At 58.1% G+C, this 26,460-nt stretch carries 20 protein-coding genes; 17 read left to right on the forward strand and 3 right to left on the reverse strand.

All coding sequences use genetic code 11. The features are described from left to right. Positions 1-109: 109 nt before the first annotated feature. Positions 110-1,405: an aminotransferase class I/II-fold pyridoxal phosphate-dependent enzyme gene (locus ABD76_RS28510; RefSeq protein ID WP_197260232.1), complete on the reverse strand. Its 1,296-nt coding sequence runs from the start codon at positions 1,403-1,405 to the stop codon at positions 110-112. A 248-nt stretch (positions 1,406-1,653) separates the two neighbouring features. Here ABD76_RS28510 and ABD76_RS28515 point away from each other — a divergent pair, with 248 nt between their 5' ends. Next, on the forward strand, positions 1,654-2,439 hold the full coding sequence (locus ABD76_RS28515; protein WP_197260233.1) for a helix-turn-helix domain-containing protein: 786 nt from the start codon (positions 1,654-1,656) through the stop codon (positions 2,437-2,439). 70 nt (positions 2,440-2,509) lie between these two features. Here ABD76_RS28515 and asd read toward each other — a convergent pair whose 3' ends face one another. Next, entirely contained in the window at positions 2,510-3,328 is an 819-nt protein-coding gene (gene asd, locus ABD76_RS28520; RefSeq protein WP_197260234.1) for an archaetidylserine decarboxylase, read from the reverse strand. 161 nt (positions 3,329-3,489) lie between these two features. Continuing rightward, positions 3,490-4,578 carry a YheC/YheD family endospore coat-associated protein gene (locus ABD76_RS28525; RefSeq protein ID WP_197260235.1) on the reverse strand — a complete coding sequence of 363 codons (1,089 nt, stop codon included), beginning with the start codon at positions 4,576-4,578 and terminating at the stop codon, positions 3,490-3,492. Positions 4,579-4,776: 198 nt separating this feature from the next. Here ABD76_RS28525 and ABD76_RS28530 point away from each other — a divergent pair, with 198 nt between their 5' ends. From ABD76_RS28530 to ABD76_RS28605, 16 genes are all read left to right on the forward strand, one after another. Then, positions 4,777-5,925 (forward strand): glycosyltransferase family 4 protein, encoded by a 1,149-nt coding sequence (locus ABD76_RS28530; protein WP_197260236.1) that lies wholly within the window; start codon positions 4,777-4,779, stop codon positions 5,923-5,925. Positions 5,926-6,066: 141 nt separating this feature from the next. After that, the gene (locus ABD76_RS28535) at positions 6,067-13,485 is read left to right on the forward strand and encodes a WIAG-tail domain (RefSeq protein ID WP_197260237.1); all 7,419 of its coding nucleotides are present in this window, start codon (positions 6,067-6,069) and stop codon (positions 13,483-13,485) included. Positions 13,486-13,681: 196 nt separating this feature from the next. Beyond that, on the forward strand, positions 13,682-14,491 hold the full coding sequence (locus ABD76_RS28540; protein WP_242069867.1) for a glycosyltransferase family 2 protein: 810 nt from the start codon (positions 13,682-13,684) through the stop codon (positions 14,489-14,491). Between the two features lie 4 nt (positions 14,492-14,495). Further along, positions 14,496-15,695: a glycosyltransferase family 2 protein gene (locus ABD76_RS28545; RefSeq protein WP_242069868.1), complete on the forward strand. Its 1,200-nt coding sequence runs from the start codon at positions 14,496-14,498 to the stop codon at positions 15,693-15,695. A gap of 104 nt (positions 15,696-15,799) precedes the next feature. Next, the gene (locus ABD76_RS28550) at positions 15,800-16,531 is read left to right on the forward strand and encodes a sugar phosphate nucleotidyltransferase (RefSeq protein ID WP_197260238.1); all 732 of its coding nucleotides are present in this window, start codon (positions 15,800-15,802) and stop codon (positions 16,529-16,531) included. After that, a complete protein-coding gene (gene rfbB / locus ABD76_RS28555) occupies positions 16,528-17,520 on the forward strand; it encodes a dTDP-glucose 4,6-dehydratase (protein ID WP_197260239.1) in 993 nt (330 codons plus the stop codon). The genes ABD76_RS28550 and rfbB overlap by 4 nt, the downstream gene beginning before the upstream one ends. Positions 17,521-17,597: 77 nt before the next feature. Continuing rightward, the gene (locus ABD76_RS28560; protein WP_206765846.1) at positions 17,598-18,641 is read left to right on the forward strand and encodes a GT-D fold domain-containing glycosyltransferase; all 1,044 of its coding nucleotides are present in this window, start codon (positions 17,598-17,600) and stop codon (positions 18,639-18,641) included. Positions 18,642-18,665: 24 nt separating this feature from the next. Next, entirely contained in the window at positions 18,666-20,042 is a 1,377-nt protein-coding gene (locus ABD76_RS28565) for a glycosyltransferase family 2 protein (protein WP_197260240.1), read from the forward strand. A gap of 161 nt (positions 20,043-20,203) precedes the next feature. Further along, positions 20,204-20,491 carry a nucleoside-diphosphate sugar epimerase gene (locus tag ABD76_RS28570; protein ID WP_197260241.1) on the forward strand — a complete coding sequence of 96 codons (288 nt, stop codon included), beginning with the start codon at positions 20,204-20,206 and terminating at the stop codon, positions 20,489-20,491. Between the two features lie 20 nt (positions 20,492-20,511). Next, positions 20,512-20,847: an alpha-helical endospore appendage domain-containing protein gene (locus tag ABD76_RS28575; RefSeq protein ID WP_197260242.1), complete on the forward strand. Its 336-nt coding sequence runs from the start codon at positions 20,512-20,514 to the stop codon at positions 20,845-20,847. 19 nt (positions 20,848-20,866) lie between these two features. Continuing rightward, positions 20,867-21,175, forward strand: a complete 309-nt coding sequence (locus tag ABD76_RS28580; protein WP_197260243.1) for a hypothetical protein — start codon at positions 20,867-20,869, stop codon at positions 21,173-21,175. After that, a complete protein-coding gene (locus ABD76_RS28585; RefSeq protein ID WP_197260244.1) occupies positions 21,172-21,441 on the forward strand; it encodes a hypothetical protein in 270 nt (89 codons plus the stop codon). The genes ABD76_RS28580 and ABD76_RS28585 overlap by 4 nt, the downstream gene beginning before the upstream one ends. 260 nt (positions 21,442-21,701) lie before the next feature. Next, entirely contained in the window at positions 21,702-22,799 is a 1,098-nt protein-coding gene (locus ABD76_RS28590; protein WP_242069871.1) for a CgeB family protein, read from the forward strand. A gap of 95 nt (positions 22,800-22,894) precedes the next feature. Further along, positions 22,895-24,448, forward strand: a complete 1,554-nt coding sequence (locus ABD76_RS28595) for a glycosyltransferase family 4 protein (RefSeq protein ID WP_242069869.1) — start codon at positions 22,895-22,897, stop codon at positions 24,446-24,448. A 151-nt stretch (positions 24,449-24,599) separates the two neighbouring features. Next, positions 24,600-25,751: an ABC transporter ATP-binding protein gene (locus ABD76_RS28600; RefSeq protein WP_197260246.1), complete on the forward strand. Its 1,152-nt coding sequence runs from the start codon at positions 24,600-24,602 to the stop codon at positions 25,749-25,751. Further along, entirely contained in the window at positions 25,744-26,457 is a 714-nt protein-coding gene (locus ABD76_RS28605; RefSeq protein WP_197260247.1) for an ABC transporter permease, read from the forward strand. The genes ABD76_RS28600 and ABD76_RS28605 overlap by 8 nt, the downstream gene beginning before the upstream one ends. Positions 26,458-26,460: the final 3 nt, after the last annotated feature.

Genomic DNA, 26,460 nt, shown 5'->3' on the forward strand with positions numbered 1-26,460 from the left:
CGGAATATAACATGAACCGCCGTATACCGAACGGTATGTACGGTGGTGTGAGAGGTCGGGGGCTAGGCGCCCCCTCCTACTCGATTTATCTGCGCAGGCCGCGCAGCTTTTATCGGCTAATATCAAGCACGCCTTGATAAATGGTGTCGAACAGCTTCTCGAGATCCTGTTCCTCGATGCAAGAGAAGGCAACCCGCAGATCGGTATCGCCAAGCGCGATCGTTCCGACGCCATACGCGTCCAGCAAATGGGTGCGAAGCTTCTCCGCAGGTACAGTGTTCAGCTTGAGGCACATGAAGTATCCGGAATTAAACGGATAGTAGCTCCATACGTCCCCGTATTTCCCGCTGTCGAGCAGCGCTTTGACCTTGTTGGCACGCGCCTTCATAATGCGGTACTTCTCCTGCTTCTGCGCTTCGAATTCCGGCGATTGCAGGGCGCGCAGGACGAAGGTCTGGGAAGGATGGGGCCCGCTGGAAATGGTAGCGCGAATGATGCCCATCGTCTTCTGCTCCAACGCCGCGAGCAGCGCTTCGGACTCTGCCGCATAGGTAATGAAGCCGACACGGAAGCCCCATACATACTCTTCCTTGGTCGCACCATCCACCTTGACCGGCAGCACGTTCGGATGCAGGGAAGCGAGAGACGAGAAAAGGGACTCATGCATCGAATCCTCGAAGAACAAACCGAAATAAGCGTCATCCGTCACGACAACGAGCCGCATGCCTGCTTCCGCCGCCTCAAGAATGGCCTTGACGATCGCTTGGCCCTCTTCCCGGCCCGGCGTATATCCGGTCGGATTGTTCGGGAAGTTCAGCACGACGATGGCTTTGCCCTTGTCGCGATGGGCGAACAGCGCATCCCGAAGTCCGGCGCTATTGAACTTCCAATTGTCGTCGTACAGCGGATAGTAGACCATCTCGGCCCTGCGGCGGATGCTGAAGGTCAACTCGTAGTTCTCCCAATTTTTATCCGGCATAATGACGGCGTCGCCTTCGTCGGCGAACAAATCGGCGACAATGCTCAATCCGTGCGTCAATGCATTGGTGGCGATCGGCATGCTGATATGCTTGCCGGCAAGGGAAGGATTTTCCTTGATCATCTTCTCTTTCCACAGCTTGCGCAGCTCCGGCTTGCCCGCCGGCGGCGCGTACGGGTAGATGTCCTTCGGATTGTAGGCCGACAGCGTCTCCTGGATGACGTCCAGGTGCATCGGAATGCCGCCTTCCGTCGCGATGCCAATCGTCGCGTTGAATTGCTTCGCCTTGTTCCCCGCTTCGGCGGATTGGCTTAATATCCCTTCCTTCGGGAAATAGATCTGGCGGCCGAGGCACGAAAGCATGGCATAAATGTTCGGGTTGTCTCTTTGAATCGTGTCATTCAATTGCTGAGCCAGTGAGTTCATTTCGTCCATCCTTCCAACATCATTCTAAATTGATTTTTCCTAATTATATCATCAAATTTCCGCTTTCGTCACGGGTTGGAACGAAGACGCCCGCAGCAAGCCGGCAGCTTCGCGGTCGGCATGATTGTGTTCACGAAGCGATTTGTAGTAGAATAGTGCAAATGATAAAAGGCGTGGAACAAGGTGCAATACATTCACATCTTTAGAGAATTCCCGAATGGAATCCGGGAAGGAGGGAGGAACCATCCGTGTTGAACGCCGAACCGAACCGATACGTCATCAAGCCGGCCTGCGCGAAGATTACTTGCGAGCCGAACTGGAAATGGCATAAGCGCGAGAAGGCGATGCCGAATTATGATCTCTTTTATGTATGGAACGGAGAAGGAGAACTGCAGTTGAATGATGTATCGTATCAACTCAGCAAAGGCAGCTGCTTCCTCTTCCGGCCGGGCGACCATACGGTCGCTTCCCATAATGCGCAGAAGCCGCTGACGCTGACGTACATTCATTTTGACGTGGAAGGTCCCGTCGATGAGATCCCCGAGCCATACCGCGTTCTGGAGGAGACAGTCGATTTTGAGCATCTGCTGGCCCGTTACGTCCGCTTGTTCTTGTCCCGCTCTTATGGGGCGGAGGAGGAGGCGAAGCTGGTTCTCAAGCAGCTGATGATTCATCTGCTGCGCATCGATCGCGAAGGAACCGGAGAACGGAAGACAAGCTATCATCTCTCCGAGGCGATTCATGAGATTGCCAACTATATCCGGCAAAATCCGGGGGCCAATCACCGCATCCAAGATTTGGCGCAGCGCGCCCAATTGTCGCCGCGTTATTTCTCGGTCAAATTCAAAGAGCTGATCGGTACCTCAGTGCAAACGTATATTATCCGCTCCCGCATTGAACGGGCAGAGCATCTGCTGCATCATGCAGGGATGAATGTAACGGAAGTGGCGGACGCGCTCGGGTACCGGGATATCTTCTTTTTCAGCAGACAGTTCAAGCAGTACACAGGGCGAAGCCCTTCCGAAATACGCTGACAAAAAAAGGCCGCTTATCGCGAACGTTCCTTCGTTCATCGATAAGCGGCCATCCTTCGTTGCGGGCATTTCATGCTTCTCCCGTTCGCGGGCTGTTCCCTGTGTCCTGCAGCCGGCCCAAGCCTTCTCCCATCTTCACGGCGGATCCGACAGTCAAGTCGTCCCGCGGCTCGAATGTGCCGTTCTCCGTCAATAGAACAACGGTCGAGCCGAAAGCGAAGTAGGCAAGCTCCTGCCCCCGCTCGTACGCGGGAAGCGGCGTTCCGTCCGTATAGTGGATGCTGCTCACGTTCAACGCTCCGACCTTGACGACGGACACTTCGCCATGCGCATGGCGAAGATACGTAATGAGCCGCTCATTCCGGCTCAGCACGCGGGGCATGTGGCGAAGACCGAAGTCATTGACGGGATAAACCCGTCCCGGCACGTGCTCGCTCTCTACCAGCTTGCCGGTGACCGGCGAATGAATGCGATGGTAGTCCGTCGGGCTCAGATAGAGCACGAAGTAGTAGCCATGCATATATTTCTGCTGGTAAGGCGAACGGTGCAGCAGCTCGTCCAACGTATAATCCTGCCCCTTGACGTTCAGGATCGTACCTTGCCGGATCGGCCCCATCCCGGTAATCAGCGCGTCCACCGGGCTAAGCAAAGTATCCTCGCCGGCAGCAAGCGGCCGCATCCCCGGCTTCAGGCGGCGGGTGAAAAATTCGTTCAGCGTTCGGTATTCAGACATCGGCTTCTCCGCCTCGTCCACTTGTATGTTATAGGCCTTGGCAAAGGAAGGAATCCATCGGCGGCTCCATCCCGAGCTTGCCGCGCGCCCGGCTGTGCGCGATACCCATTTGCGGGAAGACAATTCGGTCAGCAGGCGCATCCATCGTTTCTTCATGATTGTTCATCACCTAGTGCAGGCGCCTATTCTCCGCGGAGCGGGACAGGCGTCCTGTATATTTGTATTCCGCAGAAGAGAGCGCAAACCGCTCTTCTGTGGACTATCTTGACACAGAACGCCTGTTTTTTCAATATGATAATCCATACGATGCCGCCTGGCTAGCTTTGCAGGAAAGAAGCTCCGTAAGCGATGGGATTGCAATAAGTGGCCTCCCAGATGTCGTGCAGGCCGGCTTCGCGGAAGCTGTAGCGTTGATCGCGCCCGTTGCATTCAATGAACAACGGCTTGCTGTCCGACGTCAACCCGATATCGAGTCCGACATCGGCCAGATGGCTCAAGCTGCGCGAAAGGCGGTTCACGATATGCAGAGAGAATACGCTGACGCGCTCCACCACCTCCGCGACGGAGCAATGCGGTAAAGCGCCGGCAACAAGCTCTTCGAGCCGATGCACCGTCCCTCCCTGCGCCACGTTGGTAACGAAGGTATGCCGAGGCGCGACCCGGCCGACGATGCCGGTGATTTGCCATTCTCTGCTTCCGTCGCGTTGGACAGAGACACGCAAATCAAAAGGACGATCGTGATACTGGGCGAGCGGAAGCAGCTCCTGCACAAGATAGGGAGTCCGCCGCAGCTGGGCAATCACGAAGCGCGGCAGCCTTCCTCCCGGGAGATTCGCCTTCCGCCACTTTCTCGCTCCGCCGGCTGTTCGTCTGGAGTAGACGATGGTCCATCCGGCGCTGCTGCGCTCCAGCTTCATAATGCCGCGTCCGACACTGTTGTTGTCCGGCTTCAGCACGACTGCGCCGCACCTGTCCATCATTGCCGCGACGGTTCCCGGCCGGGCAGGGGCCGTAATCGGCAAATGAGGCACGAGCGCGGGATCTTGCTGAAGCAGAACGTGGAGCTTCCATTTTCCGTATCGATTCACCTGATTGAAAATAACCGTGCCGCGGTTCACCATCGACTGGACTCGTGCATGAGCCCCGGCACGAAAATAGATCGCCCGGTTATGAATGACGGACGGGACGGGGATGCGCCTTCTCGCGTAGCCCGTACTTTCTCTTATATACGCAACGGCCTCCATCCGCCTCACATTCACATCTTCCACGCGCATGAAGCAGGGAATGACGCCGTGGCGCCTCCCGGCTTCCTCGTAGAAGGCTATGGCTTCATGCCCTCTCTTGTTCCGCAGCAATCCCCGCAGCATGTTCGAATTGAACAGGATGCCGATGCGGTTGTCTGCCATGGAAGCACCTCCTCTGAACTACTGGTCCACTGACTCGCTGTCGCTGCTGTATTGTATGAACGCCCCTTCGGCCGCGCATGGACGAGTGTAGACGGATGTTAGTCCAAATTACCGATCCAGCTTGACCGGCGGAGGCTGGCAGACCTGTCCTGCCGCAAGCCGACATGTCCGGCGAAGCACTTAGAAAGGAGAAAGCTTATGCCCAAGGTTGCAATCCTAACCCCAGGATCCTATCCTTATCCGTCAGGTTCCAGCAGTTCGGTGGAGCGAGTGGTCGAGAATGTCACGGGTCTCGTGTCGTCCCGTGCGGACGTTCGCGTGTACGGCCGTAGATGGCCGGGGCAGGCCGAATCGGAATGGGTGCGCGGCGTCCAAGTCGAACGGGTCGGACCGGTTTCCTTGCGGTTGTATGTGTATGAAGCGATCCGGTGCATGGCTCCGTTCCAACCCGATATTATCCAGATCGAGAACCGTCCCCGCTACATTCCGATCTTGAAGCAGCATTTTCCGCACGCGCGCATCTGGCTCCAGCTTCATTCCACCACCTTCATGCACAGACAGGCAATCTCGCCAGCCGGGCTTCGAAGGGCGCTGTCTGCCGCCGATCAGATATTTGTGAACAGCCGCTATTTGGAAAGGCAGGTGATACGGGCATGTCCGGGATGTCTGGAGAAGACGGCCATCAACTTGCTCGGGGTGGACGTCGAGCGCTTCCCTTCACGCTGGAGCGAGGAAGGGATCCAACGTTACAAGGAAGGGAAACGGGCGCGCGGCTGGGAAGAGCGGGACATTGTCTTGTATGTCGGCCGCCTTATTCCGCAAAAAGGCGTCTGGGAGCTGCTGCAGGCCGTGCCGCGGGTCATCCGCGAGCATCCGCGGGCGCTGTTCGTCATTGTCGGGGGCGCTTCTTACGGATTGAACTGGAAGACGGCGTACGTGCGCCGTCTGGAACGGTTCGCGCGCAAGTACCCGCATCACATCCGGATGGTGCCTTATGTCCCGCATGAGGAAATTCCGGCTTGGTACGCGATGGCCGACCTTCTTGCCGTCCCGTCGCTGCGCCGGGAAGCGTTCGGTCTGGTCAATCTGGAGGCGATGGCTTCAGGAGTCCCGGTCGTAGCCTCCAGGGTGGGGGGGATTCAGGAAATCGTCCGGGACGGAGAGACCGGGCTGCTCGTCCCGCCGAACCGTCTGCCTGTTCGGTTGGCGTCCGCCTTCGTCCGGCTGCTGCGGGACAGGGAAGCGCTGCGGCGGATGGGGGAGGCCGCTGACCGGCATGTCCGCGGGACGTTCACCTGGGAGAAGACGGCGGAGCGCTGGGCCGGCTTCATTGACCGCTCCGGCTGAAGCAGGCCCTGTCCGTGGAACCGCCGTGCATCTTGTCCGTTCCTTGACATCTCATTCTCTCCATATAGGCGAGTGACGATATGGGCCTATACCGCATATGATGCTCTATATGTTGGGCATAGAACGGAAAGGAGAGAGCACATGAAAAAGAAAAATGAAAAGCGGACAACCAAGGGATTAAAGAAATCGCCCAAAAAGCCGCTATACTTTGTCGACAATCCGAACCAGTCGGAGTTATCGCTGCTGGACCGTCTCAGTTCAACGAAAAAGCCGCCGGACGATGCCAAAAGGGCAAGCGTCAATGCGTTGGCTGCCCTGGAAGCCGTAGAGCCGGAGCAAGAGATTGCTCTGTCGCCGATCACGGCTGTATCCGAGCGGGACCGGTCCGCCGACGAAGTCAAGGAAGAACTGGAAGCGAAGACGGAGGCGGCAGAGGCCGAAGAGGAGCGGCTGCTTCCCGAGAACCCGCCCGCAGCGGTGGAACCGGAAGAACCCGAAGGGACAGGTGAACTGACGCCGCCGGGAAGGCCGACGTCCCGTCAAGCAGGGAGCGGCCGCCGCATTGAGCGCGCAGCGAAGCGGTATGCCGGTACGGAACGTTCCCGGCCGGGCGAAGAGGACCGGCCCGCGCGCAAGGAAAGCCAAGAAGAGCATCCGACCTATACGTCGGCATTCAACATGCCGGGAACAATGCCGATGGGGCCTGCAGCGCGCGATGCTGCCGCCGCACGGCCAGGCACGGACGAACCGGCCGCCCCGGTCTCTCCGCCACCCGCTCAGCCTGAAGCGAATGCCGCCGAGACCCGCAAGGCGAAGGAGAAGCTGCTGGCCGAGAAGCGGAGTTCGGCGCGTTCAACCGCCTTTATCTATACCGATGATATCGCGGATGAAGCGGTGACGGAGGAGAAGTTGGCCGCCTATTCGATCAGCGGATCGAAGCTGCGGCGCGAGAGCATCGGGACCGACGTGCTGATGGACTATGCCGTTACATCCTTGAAAATCGCCGAGGAGGCGGTAACCGGATCCAAAATTGCTCCCAACTCGATAGCCGGGGAGCATTTAATCCGCAATGCCGTGTCCGGGGGAAAGCTGCGCGACCGTTCCGTTACGGGGGAGAAAATTAAGGATGGCAGCATCACATCGGAGAAGCTGGCGGACAAAACGATCGATTCATCCAAGATCGCGGAAGGCTCGATCCAGGCGAAGCATTTGAGCGAGCTGCTTATTTCGGGGAATCTCATTCAAGATCAAGCGATTACCGCGGAGAAAATCCGCAGCGGTGCCATTCGCACGGAAAATCTGGCAAACGAATCGGTTGACGCCTCCAAGCTGGCGCCCGAATCGGTTACGAACTCCAAGCTTCGCGCCGGGGCGATTACCGGCGACAAGCTGGCGCCGGGCTGCCTTGATGCCCGCCATTTCAGCGAAGGGGCGGTTGAAGGCCGCGCTATCGGAATGCAGGCGGTGGAGGGCCGCCATATCGGCCCCGGGCAGATCGACAGCACTCATATCGCGCCCGGCACGCTCTCCGGTGCGATGCTGGAAGCGAAGAGCGTCACCAGCGAGCCGCTGGCCGACGAGGTGGTGCAATCCCGTCATCTGGCGGAAGATAGCGTTCGCGAGGGTCATATCGGCCCCGGACAGATCAGCAGCCGCCATCTGGCCGACAGAGTCATTACTACCGCCAAGCTGGCGGATCAATCTGTCAGCACGATGAAGCTTGTCGAGCACGCGGTCACCTCCTCCAAGCTGGCGGATCAAAGCGTGCTCTCGACGAAGTTGGCGGATGAAGCGGTCCGTTCCCGGCACCTCGCCAAGCAATCGGTCGACGGACAGCACTTGGCCCCTGAGTCCGTCGAGCCGCTTCACATTGCTGAGGCGGCAATCAATGAGACACACATTGCACCGGGTGCTGTCAATGGTATCCATATCATGGCGGAAGCGGTTCACGGCGCTCATCTTGCCGATGATGCGGTGGAAGGCCGGCATGTAGCCGATCAGGCGATCGAGAGCAGGCATCTTGGCGAAGAGGCGGTCACTACCGCCAAGCTGGCTCCGGCCGCCGTCTCGTCCGACCAATTGGCGGATGAAGCGGTCATAGCCCGGAAGCTGGCGTCTGCCAGCGTCACGCCGGAGAAGCTCGCCTATGCCAGCGTGCAGCAGCATCATCTGGCGGAGGGAGCGGTGGGGCCCGATGCTATCGGCCCGCAGGCGGTGCAGGAAGACCATATCGCCATCGGAGCGGTTCGGTCGGGACATATCTATCCGCAGTCCATCCAGTCCACCGAGCTGGCTCCGGAGGCCGTCACGAGCGAGAAGCTGTCGGTAAATGCCGTCTGCGAGCGCCATATCGGGACGGGAGTCATCTATTCCCATCATCTGGCCGACCATATTATTACGTCTTTGAAATTGTCTCCGGAGAGCGTGTCGACCGATAAACTGAGCGACTTGTCCATCACGACCGCCAAGCTGACGAACGGAAGCGTAACCGCAGACAAACTGGCGGAGAACAGCGTGACGGCTGCACATCTCGCTTCCGGAGCCGTCACGTCCGACATCCTGGCGGAGGAAAGCGTACAGGCGCAGCACCTCGCTCCGAATTCGGTCGGGGCGGATCGACTGCAGCCCGGGTCGGTCTCGGGGGCGGCCATCCAAGAAGGGGCGATTCGCGCCGAGCATGTTCTTCCCGGCAGCATAGGCTCGGTTCAGCTTGATGCAGCCAGCGTAGCCAGCGAGCACGTGGTCGAGGGAGCCATTCAGGCCAGGCATATCGCGGACGGGAGCATCGGGACAGATCATCTCGGCGATGCGGCCGTGACAGGAGATAAATTGGCCGACGAGAGCGTTGCCGCCCGGAACCTGCAAGCGGCCAGCGTAGAGACCGATCATTTGGCGGAGGAAGCCGTAACCGGCATAAAGCTGGCCCCCGGTTCGATCGGATCTCACCACGTCCGGGAAGGGGCGATCCGGTCCGTCCATCTGGCGTCGCACTCTGTCGGCGAGGATCAGATTCAGCCGAAAGCGATATCTGCAGGGATGCTGCAGGAGGACAGCGTAACTGCGGCCAGCATCGCTCCCCAGTCCATCATGGAGAAGCATGTGGCGCTGGAAGCGATATCCGGCAAGCACGTCCAGGCGGAATCGATTCAGGGTTACCATCTGCGCAAAGGCACGATTACGATGGCGCATTTGGGGGCCGATGTCCTCACCGGCGACATTATCCCGGACGGCAGTCTGGCCGGAAGCAAGCTTCAACCCCGTTCCGTGACGAGCGGGCATGTGACGGATGCCGCCATCCAGGCCGGTCATCTGGCCGATGATTCGGTTCACTCCCGCCATATCGCGGTGCAAGTGATCCGTTCGGAGCATCTTGCCGCCAGCTCGGTGTCGGGCGAGCATCTCGCTTCGGATTCGGTCGGCGGCGAGGCGTTGGCGGAAGGCGCAGTCGGCAGCGGCCATCTCTTGGCCGGCGCGGTGCGAAGCCATCATGTCGCCTCCGGCACGATTCAAGCCGAGCATCTGCAGAAGGAGGCGGTTACGGGCGAGCATATTCGGCAGGCTGCGGTCACGGGACGCCATTTGCAGCCGGGGGTGATTGACAGCCAGCATCTCCAGCCCGGCTTGATCGCCTCCGCTCATATAAGCGAAGGGGCTGTGCTTCCGCATCATCTGCGGGAGCAGACAATCGGAGAACAGCATTTGCAGGCGGCAAGCATTCGTGCGGATATGCTTCAGGACGGCGCCGTGACGGAACGGAGCCTGGGCGACGGCTGCGTGACGAGCGCCAAGCTGGAGTCGGGCAGCGTCGCACGCGAGCATGTGCAGCCGGAAGCGATCGGCAGCGCCGAGCTGGCGGGCGGCGCGGTTCATTCGTTCCATGTGCAGCTTGGCGCTATCGGCAGCGCCCATATTCAGACCGATGCGATCGGAAGCGAGCAATTGGCAGACGGAGCGGTCGGCCTGTCGCATCTCAACGAAGAGGTCATGGAGCTGTTAACGACTGCGGCAACGCCGCCGCAGGCGGAGGCCATTGTCATTCCGGAAGAATCGATCGAGACGGAAATGCTGCATGCCGGAGCCGTTACGGCAGCGAAGCTGGCTCATCAGAGCGTCGGCTCGATCCATTTGCAGGAGCAGGCGATCCAGTCCTCGCATTTGGAGGAAGCGGCGGTGGAGGGGCGGCATATCCGCCGGCAAGCGGTCGCCAGTGAGCATATCGGCGCCGGCGCTGTCCAGTCCGAGCATATTGCGGGCGGATCCGTAGTCGGCAGCCATCTGGCCGCAGGCGAAGTAACGGCTCATCATATTGCCGAGGGCCAGGTTGCCGGCCAGCATATCGGTGCGGGCGTCGTAACAGGCCATCACATTGCCAAGGGAGAAGTGGCCGGGTGGCATATTGGCTCGGGCGAAGTAAAAGGCCGCCATATCGCCGAAGGGGAAGTGTCGGGATCGCATATCGGCGCGGGGGCAGTCACAGGGCGCCATATTGCGGAAGGCGAGGTATCCGGTTCGCATATCGGAGCAGGCGAGGTCACCGGCCGTCATATCGCCGAAGGGGAAGTGTCGGGATCGCATATCGGCGCGGGGGTAGTCACAGCGCGCCATATTGCGGAAGGCGAGGTCACCGGTTCGCATATCGGAGAAGGAGAAGTCACCGGGCGCCTTATTGCCGAGGGAGAAGTAGCCGGCCGCCATATCGGAACGGGCGAGGTCACCGGCCGCCATATCGCCGAGGGCGAGGTAGCGAGCCGTCATATCGGAGCAGGAGAAGTCATCGGCCGTCATATCGCGGAAGGGGAGGTTGCGGGCGATCATATCGGAACGGGCGAAATCACGGGCCGCCATCTCGCCGAGGGCGAGGTAGCGGGCCATCATATCGGAGCAGGAGAAGTCACCGGCCGCCATATCGCGGAAGGCGAGGTCGCGAGCCGTCATATCGGAGCAGGTGAAATCATCGGCCGCCATATCGCGGAGGGCGAGGTATCCGGCTGGCATATCGGCGCAGGCGAAATCACGGACCGCCATATCGCGGAAGGCGAAGTTGCGGGCTACCATATCGGCAAAGGCGAAGTAGCCGGAGAGCATATCGGGGCAGGCGAAGTAAAAGGCCGCCATATTGCCGAGGGCGAGGTAGGCGGCCATCATATCGGAACGGGTGAAGTCACCGGCCGTCATATCGCCGAGGTCGGGATAGCCGGCCGCCATATCGGAACGGGAGAAATCACCGGCCGTCATATCGCGGAGGGCGAGGTAACGGGCCTGCATATCGGAGCGGGCGAAATTATCAGCCGTCATATTGCGGAGAGGGAGGTAACCGGTCAGCATATCGGAGCGGGCGAAATTACCGGCCGTCATATCGCGGAGGGCGAGGTAGGAGGCCAGCATCTCCGAGCGGGAGAAATCACCGGCCGCCATATCGCGGAGGGCGAGGTAGGAGGCCAGCATCTCCGAGCGGGAGAAATCACCGGCCATCATATCGCCGAGAACGAGGTAGCGGGCCGTCATATCGGAACGGGCGAAATCACCGGCCGCCATATCGCCGAGAACGAGGTAACGGGTCAGCATATCGGAACGGGGGAAATCGCCGGCCGCCATATCGCGGAGGGCGAGGTAGGAGGCCAACATCTCCGAGCGGGAGAAATCACCGGCCGCCATATCGCCGAGAACGAGGTAACGGGTCAGCATATCGGAACAGGCGAAATCACCGGGCGTCATATCGCGGAGGGCAAGGTAAGGGGCCTGCATATCGGAGAGGGAGAAATTACCGGCCGCCATATCGCGGAGAACGAGGTAGCCGGTCAGCATCTTGGCACAGGAGCAGTCACCGCCCGTCATATCGCGGAGGGCGAGGTAACGGGCCAGCATATCGGAGAGGCAGAAATCACGGCCCGCCATATCGCCGAATGCGAGATTATGGGCTATCATCTCGGAGCAGGCGAAGTCACCGGCCGCCATATTGCCGAAGGCGAAGTTGCCGGCCAACATGTCGGGGCAGGGGAAATAAACGCCTCTCATATCGGTGAAGCCCAGGTCACCGGCCAGCATATCGGTTCGGAGGAAGTGACTGCGCGTCATATCGCCAAAGGCGAGATAGGCGGTCAGCATATCCGAACGGGCGAAGTCACCGGCCGTCATATTTGTGAAGGAACGATCGCTGACTATCATATCGGTTCGGGTCAAGTCATGGGGCGCCATATCGCCGAGAGCGAGGTAGCCGGCCGTCATATCGGAGCGGGCGAAGTAACGGGCGCTCATATTGCCGAGGGCGAGATAGCCGGCCGTCATATCGGTGCAGGTGAAGTAATAGGCCAGCATATCGCCGACGGAGAAGTAGCCGGTCAACATATCGGTTCAGGCGAAGTCACGAGCCGTCATATCGGCGAAGGCGAGGTAGCCGGCCGTCATATCGGCGAAGGCGAGGTAGCCGGCCGTCATATCGGCGAAGGCGAGGTAGCCGGCCGCCATATCGGAGCGGGCGAAGTAACGGGCCGCCATATCGCCGAGGGCGAGGTAGCCGGCCATCATATCGGTACGGAGGAAGTAACGAGCCGTCATATTTGCGAAGGAGCAGTTACGGACCATCATATCGGTTCGGGTCAAGTGACGGGCCGTCATATTTGCGAAGGAGCGGTTACGGACCATCATATCGGTTCGGGTCAAGTCATGGGCCGCCATATCGCCGAGGGCGAGGTCACCGGCCATCATATCGGTGCGGGTGAAGTCACGAGCCGCCATATTGGCGAAGGCGAGGTCACCGGCCATCATATCGGAGCGGGTGAAGTAACGGGCCGCCATATTGGCGAAGGCGAGGTCACCGGTCATCATATCGGTGCGGGTGAAGTAACGGGCCGCCATATCGCCGAGGGCGAGGTCACCGGCCATCATATCGGAGCGGGTGAAGTCACGAGCCGCCATATCGCCGAGGGCGAGGTCACCGGCCATCATATCGGAGCGGGTGAAGTCACGAGCCGCCATATTGGCGAAGGCGAGGTCACCGGCCATCATATTGGAGCGGGTGAAGTAACGGGCCGCCATATTGGCGAAGGCGAGGTCACCGGTCATCATCTCGGAGCAGGCGAAGTATTGGGCCGCCATATCGGCGAGGGCGAGGTCACCGGCCGTCATATCGGTACGGGCGAAGTCACGAGCCGCCATATTGGCGAAGGGGAAGTTTCCGGCCAACATATCGCCGCGGGGAGCATCCGGGCCGAGCATTTGGAAGAGGGGGTCTTGGATTCGATTGTGCTCCAGCCTGGAACGGTTACACCGGAGACCTGTTCCTTCGTTCCCGTGCGGACTTCGATGCCGCGCGCCGGAGCGCTGCAGCAATTCGGGATGAGCGCATTTCTGCTTCAGGGGGAGACAGACCGGGTAGACGTTCGGATTGCCTTCGATGAGCCGTTCCCGAATAATCAATATGTTCTTGTCGCGATGACCAATCATCCGGAATGCCATGCCGTGCTGAAATCGCAAGCAACGCACAGCGCCGTTCTGGAAGTACACCGCAAAGATCCACAGTCGCAGCCGTTCGGCTGCGTATCCTGGATTGCGATCGGCTAGCTTGCCGCCGATACGCCGGTGAAGCAAGGAAGCCGCCAGATGCCAACTGGCGGCTTTTTTTGCGCATCCGGGGCGATCCGCCGGGTTATATGGAAGGAAGATGGCCGAATGTGCACATGAGCCGTTGCACTCTGGACTATGCCTCATACAATGGGATGTAAATACATGTGCAATTTGCCCGAGAGGGAGACGTGCAATGGCTCATTCCAAAAGATATCGTTCTGCGCGAAAGCGTACCCGCCGGCAGGTACGACGATATCGAATCCATAGTTCTTCCGATCCCTTGGTGTCGGTCATCATCCCGGTGTTGAATGAACGGCGGACACTGGCCCGTGTCATTACACGGGCGGCACAGGTGCATCCGGCCACAGAGGTCATTGTCGTCGCGAACGGAACGACGGACGGTTCAGATCGCATCGCAGAAGAGATGGGAGCCCGCGTCCTTCGCTTCGGGATTCCGCTTGGCCACGATAAGGGAAGAACCGTTGGAGCCCGAGTAGCGGCAGGACGCATTTTGCTGTTCATCGACGGCGATATTGTGCTGCCTGCGTCAGAATTGCGCCCTTTCGTTCACGCGGTGAACAACGGCGTCGATGTCGCTCTCAATAATTATCAGGGGCCTGTCCGGAAGCATGATGTACACGGCGTTGTCCTTGCAAAGCACGCATTGAATGCCATGCTGTCCCGGCAGGATCTGGGGGGAGCTTCCTTGACGGCCGTTCCCCATGCATTGAGCCGCCGGGCGCTTGACCTGATGGGTGCCGACGCGCTGTCCGTCCCGCCGCTTGCGCATACGATGGCTATCGTGTACGGACTGGATGTCCACGCGGTGCATACGGTTGACGTTGGCCGCATGAACCGGATACGCGTGCGGGGACCGGGCGAGGATCCGCTCGAGCCGCTGATATGCCAAGATCATTTGCAGGCGATTCGCTGGCTGATGGAACAGCGGGGCCCCCGGGGCGGCCACTCGGATTTGACCAGACAACGGGAGCGGGTGACATGATGCCATGAGAAGGAAGCGATCCTTCCGCAGAATAAAGAACGTTATCCGGGGACTGCGCCGTTCCGCCCGCCGACGCCAGCCGATTCGGGGAAGAAGAAAGGGTTCCCGGCGACTGCCGGCAGGCCGCATGATAAGACGAAGCCGGCTCCGGAAACGCGGACATAAGCAGCTTCCGCAATGGAAGATACAGCTTCCCGAGTCGCGGGCAAAAGGAGCATGGCTCCAGGCTGCCCAGGATGCGGGAAGGCGGCACGGCGACGAATATGCCGCATTGGGCGGGCTGGATACGTGCAAGGACATCGTCCTCTTCATGCAAAGCCGGTTCACCGAGTTCCTCGCGCCATACCGGCTGGAACCCTTATCCTACTCGGAAGTCAGGGAGTTGGCGAAAGCGTACAGAGCCGGATTTACGACAGGAAGGTACCAGAACGGGAGGGAAGCCGTACTGATTCCGACCACGAGGCCGATAGATGCAATCGTGTGCGCCCAAAATGAAGAAGACAGCATCGCAGGAGTGTTGAAGGAGCTCGGTCGCTTGCCGCTGTCGCACACCATCGTCGTGGTGAACGGCTCATCGGACGGCAGCTTGCAGGCGGTGCTGGAAGCTTCGGAGGACGCCAGCATCGTTCACTACCCGGAAGCGCTTGGCCATGACGTTGGGCGCGCTATCGGGGCGAGTCTGTCTCAAGCGGAGATTCTGTTATTCGCGGATGCCGATATCCCGATTGCTGCGGAAGAGCTCGGCGCTTTTATATGGGCATGCGACAATGGGGTCGATGTGGCTCTTAACGACATTAGTCCGTTCTTGGGACCTTTCTTCAAGCGGGATGGAATTACACACTGCAAAGAGTGGCTGAACCGCAGTCTGGGCCGCGCCGATTTGCATGCCAATTCGCTGACCGCTGTCCCTCATGCCATTACTCGCCGCGCGCTGGATACCGTTGGCGTGCAGAATTTAATCGTTCCTCCCAAATTCCAGATTCTTGCCTTGTCCCGGGGCTTGCGCACGGAAGCGGTGCATGCGGTCGACGTTATCGGAAGGAATCGCATACGCCGCACGAATGTAGGCGCATCGAATCCGGTAGCCGAGCTTATCATCGGGGATCATGTGGAGGCATTTCACTCCTTATGGGAGGAAAATGCGTCATTCTTCAGCGAGAGGCACCAACGCGAGCAGATTGCCGAGAGGAGGAACCGGGGATGATTTGTATCCTCCGCCTGGCAGGGCGCATATGAAGCGTATTCGTGTAAGCCCCGTACCGTTCACAGAGCGGCGGCTTCCCCAACATACTCTTAGGAGGGAATCGAATGAAAGGAATTATTTTGGCGGGAGGTACAGGCACCCGTCTATATCCATTGACGAAGCTTATGAATAAGCATCTGCTGCCTGTTGGCAGGCACCCTATGGCCAGCTATGGCATCGAACGCTTGCGTGCGGCGGGCATTACGGAGATTATTATGGTTATCGGGAAAATGTCAGCCTCCTTATTTACAGAGTATTATGGGAGCGGGCGGTCTTATGGCGTTCATTTGACCTTTGCCATCCAGGAGGAAGCGGGGGGCATCGCCCAAGCACTCTCGCTGGCGAAGCCGTATATTGCTCCAGGAGAGAAATTCATCGTACTGCTCGGCGATAATTTATTCCGGGACGATCTGGCCTCGTATGCAGCGGCATTCGGCGATCAGAGGCCTGGCGAGGCACGCGTTCTGCTGCGTGAAGTGTCCGACCCGGAGCGATACGGAGTGCCTGTCTTCGACAGCGCCAATCCGAAGCGGATCGTCCGCATTGAAGAGAAGCCGGAGCATCCGCCATCATCGTATTGCGTCACGGGCATTTACATGTATGATACCGATGTCTTTCAGCATATTGAGGCGATTGCGCCATCCAAGCGCGGGGAATTGGAGATTACGGATGTCAACAACCGGTACGCGGCCGCAGGCAAGCTGCACTATGATGTGCTTCGATCGTGGTGGACGGATGCGGGCACGTTCGAGTCGCTGCATGAAGCGGCTCAAGAGTTGAAGGAGGTCGAGTTATGAACCGGCTTCTCGTAACCGGAGGCATGGGGTTCATCGGCAGTAATTTCATTCTCTATATGCTGTCCCGTCGCCCGGAAATGCACATTACGAACCTGGATGTGCTCACTTATGCAGGCAATCCGGATAATTTGCAGCATATTGCCGATAGCGAAGCCTATCGATTCGTACGGGCCGATATTACGGATGCGGCGGCTGTGGAACAGGTTATGGCGGAGGGAGCATTCGATGCGATCGTGCACTTTGCCGCCGAATCCCATGTTGATCGCAGCATTGCCGATCCGGAGTCATTCGTCCGCACGAATGTGCTAGGCACGTTCCGATTGCTGGAATCGGCACGCCGCCACAGCATTCCCCGCTTTATTCACGTGTCGACCGACGAAGTGTACGGAACGCTAGGATCGACCGGATTTTTTACTGAAGAATCCCCGCTCATGCCGAACAGCCCCTATTCCGCCAGCAAGGCTGGATCGGATATGCTGGCACGCTCCTATGCCCGCACGTATGACATGCCAGTCATTATTACCCGCTGCTCGAACAATTACGGACCGCGCCAATTTCCGGAGAAGCTTATCCCTACCATTATTACGCAGGCGATTCGGGATCGGCCGATTCCCGTGTATGGGGACGGTTCCCATGTGCGCGACTGGCTCTTCGTCAATGATCATTGCGCAGCCATTGACGCAGCGCTGCGGCATGGGCAGCCGGGTGAGGTCTATAATATCGGCGGCCACCAGGAGCGCACAAATCTGGAAGTCGTCCGAATGGTGCTGAACGAGCTAGGGAAGCCAGAATCGCTCATTGCCTTCGTCTCCGATCGCCCGGGTCATGATCTGCGTTATGCGATTGATCCTGCCAAGACCGAACGCGAGCTCGGATGGACTCCGAGCGTAAGCTTGGCCGAAGGGATGAAGGAGACAATATCTTGGTATGTGAACAACCGCTCATGGTGGGAACGTGTCCTGTCCGGAGCGTATTTGAACGGAAGATAGTTGTCTGATTTCTATACCGAAGCCGGCGCGCTGTCCTCTTCGCCATACAGATGAAGCCAGGAAGGGAGGAGACATGAATGGCAAAAATTACGGTTCGCCGCCGGCGCATTTCTCGTGTAAGGATGCTGCGGGCTAGCCGTAAGGGACGCCTGTCCCGCAGAGCAGCACATCTGTATCGCAGGCGGCAGCCGCCCGGGGAGCGGCCGGTACGGCAGATTAAGCGCAATCGTAGGCCTGCTGCCGAGCCTGCTGCCGGCACGACGCAGGAGACGCCGCCTGACGTGGATACCGAACGGCGGCTCAGTTTTGAGGACGGGTTCCGCAAAGGAAAGTATGAGGGCGGGGAACGCATCCTGGCCCGGTTCCTTCCTGACATGACCCTGCTTCCGGATATCTCGGTGGAGCACGTCATCTCCTTGGGAGTGGAGCAGGTCCGCCATTTGCTGAAGCCGCTGATGGGAGTGGAGGAAGTGTTCCAGGAGCTGGAGAAGGCACTGCAGGAGCGCGCTCCGTGCTCGCTCGTGCGGCTGGGAGACGGCGAACTGATGGCATTGGCGCATGACACCGTGCTGAGCGCGGAATTAGTGCGGAGGGAGGGCACATTCCTCGAATATTCGGGCATGAGTATTCCGAATTACGTCCATCGGGATGAACTGGCGGAGGCAGTGCGCACAGCTTCGATTATCGGCGTGCCAGTTGCCCCGGAACCGAACTTCCAGGGGCTGCTGTTCCCCGTTTTTCAAGCGTACGGTATCCAAATCGCGCCACGCCGGTTTACTTTATCTACCATTAATTATTTGTTGGCCGAGGAAGGTTATTTGACTCGGCTGATCCAAGGCAGGCGCGTGCTCGTCATCGGCAATACGGCCCATTCGCTTGCCGCGGTTCTTGCCGGCAAAGGAGCTGTTATCGCTGGTGCAATCTCCCCGGTTAAAGGCATTCATGACATTCCTGCCGTTCTCGAGGAAGCCGCCGAGCATGATTATGATTTGGCTGTTGTCGCTGCAGGCATTCCTGCCGTCATCCTGGTTCAGCGCCTTGCCGAACAGTTCGGCAAGGTCGCCATTGATTTTGGACATTTGGCGAATCTTATAGTAGAAGGCAAGATTCAAATATCTTAACTCAAATGAAGGAGGTGCGCCGAGATGCCACCAGTGCGTTCCCGCCGTGACATTCGCCGTGTGCACGCAGGCAAGCGGCGCGTCCCCGCATCTTTCATGCGGGCTGCATCCGGACGGAGCAGACAACAACGATACGATCGAGGATATGCCCGCGGCTATGCGGAAGGGTTGCGTGTCGGGCAGGCCCAATACGGAGTTCCCTTCGACGGCACGAGCATCATCATCCCAACGTATAACAAGGCCGGCCTGTTAGAGCAGTGTATTGCCAGCATCGAGTCCCATACACCGATCTCCCATGAAATCATCGTCGTCGACAACGCCTCGACAGATGGCACTGCTGCCTATCTTCACCGGAATACCGGGAAGCTTCGCTTCCATATCCATGAGCATAACCGCGGCTTCGCTGGAGCGGTTAATACGGGGCTGATGATGGCGAAGGGACAGACGATCTGCATACTGAACAACGATATTCTCGTAACTCCGAACTGGCTCAATAATCTTCTTAACTGCCTCCAGAGCGATGACAAAATCGGAATGGTCGGGCCAGTGACGAATTTCATCAGTGGAGAACAACTGATTGAAGTTCCTTATCAAAGCATTGAGGATATGTATTCGTTCGCAGCGACACATAATGTGCCGAATGCGGGAAAATGGCAAGGAACGGATCGGATAGTCGGGTTTTGCCTCCTATTCCGCCGGGAACTGTTCGAGACGACCGGCTATCTCGACGAAGGCTTCGAGATCGGCAATTTCGAAGATGAAGATTATGTGCTTCGTGTTCGCCTGAACGGACGCAAGCTCGTGATTGCGCGGGATACGTTCATCCATCATTACGGCAGCGTAACGATGAGGGAACTCGGGGAACAGTTTGAGATTATCAATGACAAAAACGCGTCATTTTTCCGTGACAAATGGGGAAATTCATTTAACTTGGTGCAGCGCGCGAGGGAAGCGAACATGGGTTCGAGACTTGCCCGATGCCATGATTTCTACCCGACGCATGTTGCGGTCACCGGATTGACCGATACGGTCTATTGGGTTGAGCACGGCACAAAATATCCGCTTGTCGGCCATATCGGCGTCCCGATCGTAACTGTCTCGCAAATTGACCTGCGGGGCTGGCCGACGGGACCGGCCATGGATGCGGGGGCTGCCCGTGACAAATGGCAGCGCCAATCCGAACCGAACGGGGAGATCGCAGATGGGGCCGTATTCACGACCGAAGCGGGAAAATGGTACCAGCGTCAAGGAGAGGAATACCGCGAAATCATCAGCGAGCATGCCCTTCGCAGATGGCAGTTGGAGAACCGGGTGCAGCCGCGAACGGATAAAGAGAGAGACGAATTGAAAGAGGGGCTTCCGATCATTCCGGCGCCGGTTATTACCTCCTTTCACTTGTAAGCTTTGACTGCCGATGAGGCTGGGCTTTAGAAAAGGCGGCGGTTGTGGGCAGTTTTGGGCGGATGGCCCGTATACACTTGCCTGTGGCCCGCATATGTTAAGACAAGGAAGTGGAGCTATCACCTGTGCGCGATCCGTTATTTTGCCGGGGAGGAAGAAGCATGCATAACGTCGTGGACCAAATTATTGTTCATATGTCCCATACGCATCAGCATATGGCACGCGTTCTAGACGCGGAACGTCAGGTTGCGGTCCGAATGGCACAGCTTATTCACGGCCTGCCCGACGTTAATCCCGATTTTGCCGGCCTGAGCGGACTGAAGGCGCAATCCGCAGCATTAACAAAAAATATCGTGGCTTACCTGAACGGAATCGCGGAGCTGGAAGAGGCGTTGGCCGAGCAGCTTGAACATGTTATCAAAGAATTGAACGACGTTAGCGAAGAATGAATTGATAGGGGGGAGACCGGTTGAGCAGAGAGCACTCCTATCATCTTATACTGGATGCGATAGCCAAGATGCAGTGGAATGTCGCCATGATTTTGGAAGCCAAAGCGGTGGAAGCAGAAAAAACGCGAAATTGGATGCTGAATCATTTGACGGAGACCGCTTTTGTCAATCATAAAGAGCAAATCAGTGATCCGTTGGAAATTCATGATCAAATTGTTGAGGTCCTTGACGGATTAACCAAAATCCAGCTCAGTCTCGCCCGGAACATGAAGATCGTCCTTAACCGGGGAGAACCGGAGTCGATGGGAGACGGGGTAGGAGGCGACTCTTTTAGCGGAGATTTTGATTCAATGTGATTTGGGGAGATAAACGGGCATGATGCATAGATCGCAGGAGGATGAAGTCAAGCTTGAAATGATACAGGCCATCGTCCGCAGCCAGTCTGCGCTGGCCCGGATGTTGGAGCAGCTTGCGGATGTCACCGAGCATGCGGAAGGCTCCGCCAAAGGAATTAAAGAGGATATCCGGCTGCTGTCGAACTACCAGCTGGCGCTATGCGGCATGATCACCGGCTGGCGTTCCCGTCACAAGACAACCGGGACCCCTGCAACGCCCTGGTTCAATCCAGCTTATTTCGACAGAGCCGTACTTGACCCCAGGAGTACAGGAGGGAGAATCTATTGAAAAAGAGTTCACACACACGAAGACCGGGGCGCAAGACCGTGCGCAGCGGCCCCGTTCGCGCCCGCAAAGGAGTTGGCCGGCGTCTATCCGGCCGCTCCCGCAACCGGCGGAGAAGGGGGCTGCGAATCGTCCGCCGGGGGAGGAGAGGTTCTTCTCAATCCCATAAAAAGGGCTATGACGGCTCTTATCAGGCAGGGTACAATGTCGGCTTTGCCAAAGGCTTCGAGGATGGCCACCAGTTGACATATTCCGAACATACAGGATAGGCCTATGAACAGTCAGATGCTTGCCGCAATCGGCGGCCGCTGGCTGTTTTTTCTTTGCTCGGAAGCCCTTTTTGACCATGGATGGATAACCGTCCATGATGCACCTGACGGAGCGGCATATGATGAAGGGATGCTAGACTACCGATACAGCATTTGCGAGGCGGCGTCTGCCGCCTCGCAAATGCCAATTAGAAATGAATGTAAAAAGGAGCGATCCCATGCGTACATCACGCTCACGCAGGCAGCAAGCCCGAATTCATATGAATCAGCAATTTCGATACAACGCCCGTCATCAAGGACGCAACGCAGGGTTCAATGATGGATTCCAGGAAGGCTATCTGCGCGGACGGGCGGATGTCATTATGAAGACGCCGAGGGAGCCGATACCGATGCGGCCGCTCCATGTCTGCTATGTGACAACGGGCAAAGGGTATCCTTATGCCCCGCTGGATGAAGGCATGCGTAACACATGGCAGGAACTGGTCAGCCAAGTGTCGGTATGCGGGCCGCGGGATGGCGTTGCCGCCGTGGCGGGCCAACAGCGGCCCGATTTGGTTTTTGCCCTGGACGGCATGGATCTTCCGGTGGAGCAAGTGGATGCGGTGCGGGCGCTTGGGATCCGAACTGCCCTATGGATTACGGACGATCCCTATTACACCGATATGATGAGCTCCATAGTGACGCATTATGACTATGTTTTCACTCTGGAAGCGAACAGCGTCGAGTATTACCGTTCGCTTGGGGCGAACGTGCACTTTTTGCCGTTTGGCGTCTATCATGGCCATTTCCGGCCTCTTCGCAGCCCCGCTAAGGTACGAAGGGGGATCAGCTTCATCGGATCCGCCTATTGGAACCGGATTCGGATGATAGAGCCGATTCTGCCCCAACTGATGAAGCGAGGCTTGGTTCTGACCGGCTTATGGTGGGAACGGCTGTCTCAATTTCCTCAATACGCCCATCAGATCGAATTGAACCGCTGGATGGACCCGTATGAGACGTCCGAGGTGTACAACGGCAGCAAGATTGTCATTAATTTGCACCGCGGTCATGACGACGAGTCGAGCAACCAGAACCGGATCAATATTCCGGCCAATTCCCCGAACCCGCGGACTTTCGAAATCTGTGCCTGCGGAACGCTGCAGCTGACGGACGTGCGATCGGATATCTCCCAATTCTATACCCCCGGCGCGGAAATAGAGACCTATTCTTCCCCGGAAGAGATGCTGGCCAAGATCGACTACTATTTAAGCCATGAACAAGAACGGCGGGAGATCGCGCTCCGCGCCTTGGCCCGGACGATGCGCGAACATACGTATGCGCACCGCTTGAACCAGGTGCTGGCTACCATATTCGAGTAGAAGGGCACGATCGCAGGGACGGTGCCATCCTATGCCATTCCATTGCTTCTGGAGGTGAAGGCTTCCGTATCTCTTACGAGGAACGGGCCACGCAAATGAAACCGACAATGATGTTATTTTCGCATATGTGCAACCAAGATTTTATTACCGGGGCGGAGAAACATCTTCTTTTTCTCGCTCACGAGTTAAGGACCTGGTATGAATGCATTATCATCGTGCCGCAGGAAGGCCGCTTATCGGCTCTGGCCCGGGAAGCCGGCATTCGAAGCGAGATTATGCCCTGCCCGCTGATGTATTCTCTCATCCGGCCGGACGCCGATCTCCCGGAGGAATGGGAGCGTTGGAAGCGGACTCCCGAATTCGAGGCTACCGTCGGCCTGCTGAGGTATATGCAACCCGACATCGTCTTGACGAATACGGCGATCCACCAGCTTCCGGCCGCCGCAGCCGCATCGCTGGGAATTCCAACCCTGTGGGTCATCAATGAGACCATCGCCGCTACTCCGCACACCTCCCTCGCCGCGGAGCTTATCAGCTCGCATGCCGATGGCATTATCGGTACATCGGAGACGACGCTTCAACCGATCCGCCCTGCGGCGGGAGACACCCCGCTCTATCTGCTGCCTCCATCGTGGCACCCGAACGCGCTTCAGCCTCGCTCCTGGCCCCGCTTTCGCCGCAGCAAGAGAAAAGAATTGGGGATAGCAGCAGGACATGTGCTGATTGGATATATAGCGGCTTCCTTCTATCCCGAAAAAGGGTTGGACCATTTTGTCCGAATGGCGCTTCGAGTGGCGGATCAGAGGCCGTTCGCCCGCTTCGTCATCCTCGGAGAGCCGACGGATCACGGTTACTACGATGCTTGTCTCGGGATGATTGCGAATTCGCCATACGCCGATCGGTTCCGGTTCATTCGCTTCGAGGCGTCGGTGCAGCATGTGTATCCGGCGATGGATATTGTCGTGGTGCCCAGCTTGCTGCCGGAGGGCTTCGGGTTAACGGCCCTGGAAGGAATGATATTCGGCAAGGCGGTCATTGCTTACGCGTCAGGCGGGTTAGCGGAAATATTAGCGGCGACGGGGAACTCCGCTTACTCGATAGAGACCGGGGACGAGGAGCGACTGACACAGGCCGTTGTTAATGCGACCCGCAGCCCTTCGGTATGGAGAAGGGCGGGCATTCGCAACGGGAAGAACGTAGTTCGGGTATTTGGCCATGCCGTGTTCCGTGCTCGGCTGAAGAAGCTGCTTATTAGTCAGGTCCTTCACCAGCGGCACAAATACCAAGTCATCCAAGGGGATGCTCCCGATGTGTTCGTCGCCGAATCGGATAGCGGCACGTACCGCTGCGTTGCTCCCGGCATGTCGGAATATGCATCACTGCTGCCCCAGGCACGCCGGATTCCCGCCGACATCCTGTACGGCGTTATGTCTCCCGCAGGTTCACCGGACGACCAACTGCGGCTGCCCTTGTTCCGCCACCCGCGACTGCGCGGCAGGCGGAGGGTGAGGCGGGGCGGGCGACATCGCCGCCGCAGGCGCCATTGGCCGCGGGCGTTGCGAGCCCGCAGGCGGAAGGGGAAGGGGAAGGGGAAGGGGATCCATCGCTCCCGGATGCACCGAGGCAAGCGTTTTCGAAAAAAATATTGACCGTTCACAAAATAGACACATTTTTTTAAGTTTCGTTTCATTTCCGTTTAATCTTGCTTTAGATATATCGGCTTATGATCGGTGAGAGAGACTGCGGCGCGCCGCCGGCAGGCGGTGCGTCCGTTATCGCAAAGGAAACGGGAGGTCTACGATGTTAGAAGTGAACAACGTCAGCAAATGGTATGACGACCGCCGGGGCGTGGAAGATCTTCAGTTCGCCATCGAGCAAGGCGAGATAGTCGGCTTCCTCGGGCCCAACGGGGCAGGCAAGACGACGACGATGCGCATGATTACGGGGTATCTCAACCCCACTCGCGGGAGCATCTCGATCGGCGGCTTGACGATGGCGGAGCACGGCGCCGAGGCCAGAAGCAAAATCGGTTACTTGCCCGAAACTCCGCCCCTCTATCCTGACATGTCGGTGAAGGCGTACTTATCCTTTATCGCGGATCTGCGGGGAGTCCCTGTCCGGGAACAGAAGCAGCGCATCGCCGAAATGCTGGACAAGCTGGGGCTGCGCGGAAGAGAAAAGCAGATTATTCGCAGCTTGTCGAAAGGGTACAAGCAGCGGCTGGGCTTGGCGCAAGCCATTATTCACAAGCCCGATCTGCTCGTGCTGGACGAGCCGACGTCCGGGCTCGATCCGAACCAGATTATCGAGATACGCGAGCTGATTCGCGAATTGGGAGAGCAGCATACCGTACTGCTCAGCACTCATATTTTGCCTGAGGTGAATACGCTGTGCAATCGGGTCCTCATTATTCATCAGGGCCGTCTTGTGCTGGATGAACGGCAGGATCGGCTTGGATCGGTTATGGGACAGGCCTCCTCGCTGCAGTTGGAAGTGAAGGGACGCGAGCCTGAAATCATATCGATTTTGACAGCCCTTCCCGAGGTAGCGTCCGTCGATGTCCTTGCGGATGTAAAAGAACCTGACGCCGGGAACGGAACGGAGGAGCAGCGAGAGAATGGCGGTGCCGGGGCTGATTCTATTACCGATACGCTTTCCGGGAACCCGGCTGCGGAGGCAGCATCCGGCATGGAGGCGGAGCCTGCGAACGCGGATGAAGCTGGCTCGGTGACAGAAGCCGGAGAAGATCATACCGGAGTGCCGCAGCCGGATTCCGGCGCTCGGATCGTTGCGCTGCGTGTCATCCCGGCGGAACAGACGGATGCGCGGGAGTCTATTTTTTTCGCGCTTGCGAAGGCGGGATATCCGATTCTCGAGATGAAGCGGGACGCAACCAGCCTCGAGGACGTGTTTATTCGGCTTACGACCGAGGAGGAGGTGCAAGATGCGTAGATTTCGAGCGATCTTCCGCAAGGAACTGCAAGCTTATTTCACCTCGCCTGCCTCTTACGCGGCGTTTGCCGTTTATGTGCTGATTTCCAGTATTATGTTTTATTTGAATTTCGTCATGTTCCAGCCGAGTATCATCGACTTCCGGCTTGTCTCGGGGAACGCGGTGTTCATGTATGTGTTCGTAATACCGCTGTTGACGATGCGTCTGCTGGCGGACGAATTCCGTCAAGGCACGGATGAGCTGCTGTTGACCTCACCGGCCCGGTTGAGCCACATTGTGCTCGGCAAATATGCGGCCGCGCTTGTCGTCATGGTGCTGCTGGTCTGTCTGAGCCTGCTGTACCCGCTGATTATGTCGTTCTTCGGCCCGCTGGATTGGCCGGTGCTGCTCACTTCGGTTCTCGGGATGCTGCTGCTCAGCGCAACGATGGCCGCCGTCGGCTTGTTCGCGTCGACACTGTCCCAGCACCAGATGGTGGCGGCGATTGCGGGCGTGGTCATGCTGCTTGCCTTTTGGCTGCTTGATATGCCTGCATCCACCTCTCCGGAATGGGGAAGCTGGCTTGCGCCCTTCGCCATGAATCTGCGTCTGGAGTCGTTCATGAAGGGCGTGATCAGCGGTGCGGACGTTCTCTTTTTCTTGACGCTGTCCGCCGTATTCATTGTGCTGAGTATTCAAGTGTTGGACAGAAAGCGGTGGAGGTAACAT

The organism is Paenibacillus dendritiformis (assembly GCF_015845845.1).
In the GTDB taxonomy this organism is placed as follows: Bacteria; Bacillota; Bacilli; order Paenibacillales; family Paenibacillaceae; genus Paenibacillus_B; species Paenibacillus_B dendritiformis_C.